Genomic DNA, 6,575 nt, shown 5'->3' on the forward strand with positions numbered 1-6,575 from the left:
CTGCCCGACGGCGACGAGGACCACATCACTGCACCCCACAAAGGCGGGCACATCGATCAACCGCCGTCCGACTGGGACTGAGCAGAGCCGCTGAACTCACCCTGCAGCACGGCGACTTCAGAACCTGTTGATTTCTATGTTGCCGACGGACTTCGAATGACACCCCTAACCGTCGACAAATTCTCAACAGGGCAAGCCAGCGCAGTCACAGGGCAGACAAGCCCATCAGCGGGCCTTGGCAAGCCGCTTTTGCCGCCCGTCGACCGTGGCGGCTGCCAGGGAAACCGGACAGCGTGTGATCAACTGCGGGACCGTCGCAGCGTCTTTTCGCGCACAAGAATCAAGACCGTGAGAACGGCGATGCCCAAGAGCGTGGCACCGCCGCCGACTGCCCAGAGGCCCGGATACTCCCGTGAGGTGTCGGTCCCGCCCGGCGAGCCCCGCCGGCCTCCGCCGAAGGGCGAGGTCTCCACTGCTGCCCCACCCACAACAACCAGCGCGGCGAAACCGGCGCATGCGGCGGCTGTCCAGGCGAACGACCGGGCCCTGTAGCGCTGCCAGTCAAGGGAGGTCAGCGAGGCGAACATCAGCAAGAGCAGACACGGTACGGCCAGGCCCATCAGCACGGCGAGACTGTAGACCCCGCCGGGCCAAGAAGCGCCGGCCCAGCGCCAGACGCCCCGGCCCCAGAGCCCGCCGCCGACCGCAGGGACACCGACGAAGCACCCCATGACCCCCACCACCGCCAGGCAGGAGCCGTAACTCCGCCGGCCTGCGGGCACCGACGCAGAATCCGAAACGGGTGCCTGCTGTTCGTTCTGCTCCACTGTCATACGTTCCTGATCGTCGCGGCGGCTACCGGTTCCTGCCCCATGCCCGCAGAGGGCCCACGAGGAGCACTGCCCATAGAACGAACGACGAGACAGACAGCGACGGTACAGGTGCGCCTGAGGCGTCCGAGGCCGGTTCTCCGCAGGCTTTGAGGTGCCGGAACACCTTGGAGTTGCGAGGACGCAGACCTCTCCCGACGTCCACGGCTCGTCGGCCAGGCCAGGGCGTCCGTCACACTCTCACGCAGCGGACGCAGACGGCCCCGGTTGTCAGTCAGCGAGTCGAGCAGCTGCTTGGGCCCGGAACTCCTCCAGGTGTTCCCGGGCCTGGGCCGTGAAGGGATGCTGTGCACCCAGGCTCTGTTCGCGCCTGCGGACTACCACCGCCAGCATTTCAACCGCCGAGTTGACATCCCCCAGCGCGGCCCGAGCTCGCGCGTACACCTGCTGTGCCGCCAGTGTCAGTGCGTAGTCAGGGCCGTGGCGGCGGTCGTAGTCCGCGAAGACTCGGCCAGCTTCCTCGACGGCTCCTTCGAAGCGATCCAGCCGGAACAGGGCGTAGGCATAGCTCAGCCGCGCCCCCAGGGAGACGGCGTGGTCCGATCCCAAGTGAAGGGCACACTCCTGCGGAAGCGGCATCACCGCACCGTCGATCTCCAGCGCGAGCTCGGCAACAGGCAAGAACTCGATCAGAAGAGCGTGGGCCTGCAGCGTCAAAGGGTGCTCTCGCCCGAGAACCCTCTTTCGTCCGTCCGCGGCTCGCTGGAGCAAGGCGACGCCTTCCGCCACGCGCCCGAGCTCTTGCAGCGGGTAATTGATTCCGAAGCAGCTGTCCAGAGTATCGGGATCATCCGGCCCGAAGAGCCCTTCCCTCTCCGCTAGCACGCGACGGAGAACGGCCTCGGATTCTTCGAATCTACCGAGGCGGAAGAGTGCCCTGCCAATCCTTGAGTGCGCAGACAGCACCAGCCGGTGTGCCCGACCGAGGCGGGGTTCGGCTGCGGCCACCGCAGCCGAGGCCAGCTCCCATGCGGACAAGTAATCGCCGGTGCGGTGAAGGGCGCAGGCCAGTCGTACCGCAACCTCGAGAACCTCAACCACCACGGACGTCTCAGAGCTGTTGCGCAGCAAGGCGACGGTATGGGGTGCGAGAAGGCTCAGCCGCAGATCCTGCGGACCACGCTGGGGAATAGCCGGTACAGCGGCAGCAAGCAACCGGGCTGCGGTGCCCGTGAACTCTGTGATCTGCTCGCCCGGCGTGCTGGCCATCACACTCGCAAGCAGTACCGCGTGGGACTGGAGACAGCGCACGCCTGGGTCGACCATCGCCGTCAGGGACTGATCGAGCAGTCCCCGCAGGGCCGCATCGGCCCGTGTTCGAGGGACAACATTGTTGATCTGCGGGCTGTTCAAGATCGTGAGCGGCAGGGGGTCGGAACCGTAGCAGGCCAGCAGCCGGAGCAGCGCCGTTGACTCCTCCAGACCTCGGCCGGCGAGCGCGTCAAGGGACAACTGCCAAGTCCGGGTGATCAAATGCCGGGCATCCTCACGGCCCAGGGCGCTCGCCCCTTGATCGATGAACTCCGCACCGCCACGGTCGCCGAGGTGGTGGCCATACTCCGCCATCGACCAGGGGTCGATCACCTGGTGGGAGAGGAAGCCTCCTGCCAGGGTCAGCGCCAGGGGGAGCCGCCCCAGCCGATCTGCGATTTCGGCTGCCTCCGCCATCGTCCCCGACTCCGGGGCGAGGTCGCACAACACCTGCGCGGCGGCCTCCTGCGGCAGCACACCGACATGGTGCAACTCGGCGTGCGACCACCATCGGGCTGCGGCTCGACGAGTGGTGACCAGGACTGTGCCGCGCGGGCTGGCGCGCAACCAGCCACCCTCTTGCAGGATCTCTGGGTCGTCAGCGTTGTCGAGTACCAGCAGCCAGGGACGGTCGGACGAACCGAGTCGGTCCCACACAAGGTCCGCTGGTGCCCGTAACCCGTTCCGGGCCGCGATCAACTCTCCTTCTGCCGCGCCCCGATCGGCAGCCACTGCAAGCATGCCACTGCGGAGGCTGGTCCGATCGGCAGCATTGACCCACAGACCGATGCGGTTGCCATCGGCTGTGGCGTCCTCGAACGGAGTGCGGGCGACCGCGGTCTTGCCGCAGCCACCCATGCCGTGAAGGACATAGATCTGATTGCTTGCCTCCGGCGCCACCGCTGGCCGAAGGTGTTCCATCAGCTCGGTTCGGTCTCGGAGGACCACCGGCGCCCGGCCGCCCGTCGGCTGGCGGACCGATGCGACACTCTCCCAGGCAATCGAGCCCGCGTCGCTGTGATGGTGGTGCTCGACGATGTATTGATCGCCCGAAGCCTGGTAGACCCGGCCGCCGCTGTCGGCACGGCCCTGTATCTCTCCACTCATCGTTCGGAGATGTGCTGGTCGCGCCCTGCCTGGTAGACCCTGGCGCGGCCGGATGCAGTCGCATGCTGTGATATGGGCGCGGCGGTGCTTTCGCGTGGGCCGAACTCGTCCAGCAGCCTGCGCAGATCCTCGGCTACTTCCGGTCGATTCGTGAGCAGGCGTCGGATCCGGCCCCGCCACTCGCTCCGAAGCTCAGCCTCGACGTCCGTGTCACCTGCCGCCAGCGCAGCCAGGAGATCCTCGCGGGTGGCATCGAGATCCGCCACGACTGCCTCGGCACGCTCCTCGTGTCCGCGACGCCAGAGAGAAGCCATCCCCTCACGCATGCGCTGCCAGGCATCAGTGGCCATCAAAGTAACTACGGTAGTTCCTGCGCTACTTGCCAAAGCGGCAATCTCCGGCTCCACAGCTCCCCGATCCGTGCCCCGACATGGACAACTCCCACCCTATGGCCTTCAAGTCCGTGCGCAAGAAAGATACTTGCGTATAGCAGATGCCAGGCCAGGCCCACGCGACGAGCGCGCGACCGATGGCCACCGCGCCGAGGAGACCGCCAGCCCCGGATCGGCTCAGCGAACGTCGACAATCGTCTCGGTCCCGCGGGCGGAACGCGCTGAGGGCGGGCCCGGCCAGCTCGTATACCTGTCCGGCGCGCCCATCCCGGCAGGGCTGTGACGGCGACCCTGGCGATGCAGATGGGGGCGATGGCCGACAGGCCGATGTCGGCGAACGGCTCGCGACGGCCTTTCGGGAGCGGGCCGACTCAACTCAGGCGCTTTGGAGCTGAGGGCTCTTGTCTACGGCCACGCCGGGTCCGTATCTGACTGCTCGGCAGCGTCCTCCCTGGATCGTCCCCGGCCCCCCGTGAGAGGCCCAAGGCAGTCGGGTCGCATCTCCCAGGCCTCAGCTGGCCGTGGGAGCCTCAGGAGTTAGTACTCCAGCCGTAGATCTTGATCACGGTTGTTGCGCGGCTTGTCGCCGGTGATGGCTGATGCAGGCACGGGCTCGGTGCCGTTGACACGACTGACGGATCGTCGCCATGCACGGGTGGCATCGTCCATGCTGCTTGCGCAGTGCTGTCTGGAAGACTGAGTTCGTGATCTCAAGCATCGTCGTTCAGTACACAGGACTTCTGCGGACCAGCACCATTGATCTCTGGGCCCGGTTGCGGGAGCTCCTGCGGGCTCAGGGGCTTGATCCCGATGTGACGGTCGTCGTTGACCTCTTGCAGGAGAGCCTCAGTCACGAAGAGGGCCAAGTCATCTCCGGCGAGGGCAGGGTCTACAGGTTCGACCTCTTCTACGACCAAGAGGCGGAACACGGTGCCCGCAGCGCATACCTCCGTGACTGGACCGACATCACGGAATCCTGGCAGACCGGATCGTTGGCCAGGCGGACCGCAGATGCCTTCACGTGGAAGTCCCAAGGTGCGGACTGAAGCTGGCCTTGATCGTGTCGGGTAGGGCCGGTCTGCAGACGAAGACAGCCACCGTTGATCACCATGAGTTGTGTCGACAAAGGAAGATCAGGCGGTGGCCACGGGCCACGGCGTAGTGCCTGCCCGATGGCGGTCGATGTTCGATCAGCTGACGGGCCGTATCGCGGGACGGTTCGCCCGGGTCGAACCGCGCCGCCGTGCAACGGCATTGGTCCTGGGCCTGCTGTCCGACCTGCCGAGGAAGAACTGCTGGACCCTGGCCGAACACGCGGGCGATGCCACCCCGGACGGCATGCAGCACCTGTTGCACCGCGCGAAATGGGACGCCGACGCGGTCCGCGATGACCTGCGCGCCTACGTGGTCGAGCACCTGGCCGACGACGGGGCCGTGCTGGTGGTCGACGAGACCGGCGACCTGAAGAAGGGCACCGCCACGGTCGGTGTCCAGCGCCAGTACACCGGCACGGCGGGCCGGATCGAGAACTCCCAGGTCGCCGTCTACCTCGTCTACTCCACCGACCGTGGGCACGCCGCGATCGACCGCGCCCTGTACGTGCCACGCTCATGGACCGACGATCCCGACCGCTGCCGGGCCGCCGGCATTCCCGACGACCTCGCCTTCGCAACGAAGCCGGTCCTGGCAGCCCGAATGATCGGCCGGGCGCTGGACACGGGCACGCCCGCTGGGTGGCGGGCGACGAGGTCTACGGCGACAATCCGCACCTGCGGGCCGACCTCGAAGAACGCCGGACCGGCTACGTCCTGGCGGTCTCCAGCACCCACCAAGTCATCATGGCGGCGGGGAAGTTCCCGGCCAAGGTCATCGCGGCGAAGATCCCGAAGCGGGCCTGGCAGCGGCGCTCGGTCGGAGAGGGCGCCAAGGGCGAGCGGTACTACGACTGGGCCCAGGCCGACATCCAAGGCCCCGCCGACCGGCTCGGGCACTGGTGGCTACTGGCCCGCCGCAACCGGCGAACCGGCGAACTTGCCTTCTACCGCTGTTTCTCACCCCACCCCGTCCCGCTGTCCGACCTGATCCGGGTGGCCGGACGACGATGGACGATCGAGGAGACCTTCCAGGCCGGCAAGGGCCTGGCCGGCCTGGACGAACACCAGGTCCGCCGCTGGACCTCCTGGCACCGCTGGGTCACCCTCGCGATGCTCGCCCACGCCTTCCTCGCCGTCACCGCGGCTGCCGAACGCTGCGGCCCCGCCGCCGACGACCTGATCCCCCTGACCTGCAACGAGATCCAGCGGCTGTTCACTACCCTGACCAGCCGGGCCCACGACCTCACGCACCGACTCCGCTGGTCGCACTGGCGACGCCGCCACCAGGCCCGCGCCCGCGCCTGCCACTACCGGCGGCAAGCGGCCACCCACTCATGAAGATCACGATCTACGGCTGGAGTATTAGCTTGCCGTTACGGTAGGTCCAGCTTTCTGTGGCGTGCCCGGACGGGCAGCAGTTGGCGTCACCTTGCTGATAATAGGTGTCGCCGACGGTCACTTTCCCCGGACCCATATCTTTGACCTCCAGGAAGTTGGGCGGTTCTCCGAGACGAGGCCGGCGGCTTGTGAGTGTCCCGATCAAAGCCAACCGGCCAGTTGAACCGTCGAAGATCATGACACCCATGGCCCTTTGGCCAGCGGCCGTCGAATTGTGGTTCGCACACAGGACAGGTAATGCTGCTTCGTCATGGCCGTCGCCGGTGATGTCGCCATAAGCGATCTTCTCGACGAAGGCGCCCACGTCCTGCGGCATGTCCTCCTGCGGGCCGTCGAAATCGGACGGCACGTTTGTGGCCGTGCCGCCCTGCAAGCGGATTGACTTGGGGGACCGGCATAGAGACCCCGGGATCGTCGAAGATGGCCAGTCCACAGTATGCAGG

At 66.8% G+C, this 6,575-nt stretch carries 5 protein-coding genes and 1 pseudogene; 2 read left to right on the top strand and 4 right to left on the bottom strand.

Annotation, left to right across the window (positions count from 1 at the left end; all coding sequences use genetic code 11):
* Nucleotides 1-299: 299 nt before the first annotated feature.
* The 3 genes from ACQKIP_RS36150 to ACQKIP_RS36160 form a co-directional block, all read right to left on the bottom strand.
* On the bottom strand, nucleotides 300-827 hold the full coding sequence (locus tag ACQKIP_RS36150; RefSeq protein ID WP_427745106.1) for a hypothetical protein: 528 nt from the start codon (nucleotides 825-827) through the stop codon (nucleotides 300-302).
* A 273-nt stretch (nucleotides 828-1,100) separates the two neighbouring features.
* On the bottom strand, nucleotides 1,101-3,248 hold the full coding sequence (locus ACQKIP_RS36155) for a tetratricopeptide repeat protein (protein ID WP_427745107.1): 2,148 nt from the start codon (nucleotides 3,246-3,248) through the stop codon (nucleotides 1,101-1,103).
* Nucleotides 3,245-3,655 carry a hypothetical protein gene (locus ACQKIP_RS36160; RefSeq protein ID WP_365863647.1) on the bottom strand — a complete coding sequence of 137 codons (411 nt, stop codon included), beginning with the start codon at nucleotides 3,653-3,655 and terminating at the stop codon, nucleotides 3,245-3,247. The genes ACQKIP_RS36155 and ACQKIP_RS36160 overlap by 4 nt, the downstream gene beginning before the upstream one ends.
* A gap of 689 nt (nucleotides 3,656-4,344) precedes the next feature.
* Between ACQKIP_RS36160 and ACQKIP_RS36165 the strand changes: the two genes are divergently transcribed.
* Nucleotides 4,345-4,686 carry a hypothetical protein gene (locus ACQKIP_RS36165; protein WP_365863648.1) on the top strand — a complete coding sequence of 114 codons (342 nt, stop codon included), beginning with the start codon at nucleotides 4,345-4,347 and terminating at the stop codon, nucleotides 4,684-4,686.
* A gap of 136 nt (nucleotides 4,687-4,822) precedes the next feature.
* Nucleotides 4,823-6,072, top strand: a pseudogene (locus ACQKIP_RS36170) (IS701 family transposase).
* A 10-nt stretch (nucleotides 6,073-6,082) separates the two neighbouring features.
* Here ACQKIP_RS36170 and ACQKIP_RS36175 read toward each other — a convergent pair.
* Nucleotides 6,083-6,575, bottom strand: a 493-nt coding sequence (locus ACQKIP_RS36175) for a hypothetical protein (protein ID WP_427745108.1), incomplete at its 5' end; no start/stop codon positions are given.

Source organism: Streptomyces sp. NPDC059900, from assembly GCF_050270335.1.
GTDB lineage: Bacteria > Actinomycetota > Actinomycetes > Streptomycetales > Streptomycetaceae > Streptomyces.

Excerpts from the sequence above, each read along its gene's own strand:
- ACQKIP_RS36155 (WP_427745107.1), bottom strand. The coding sequence starts at position 3,248 with ATGAGTGGAGAGATACAGGGCCGTGCCGACAGCGGCGGCCGGGTCTAC.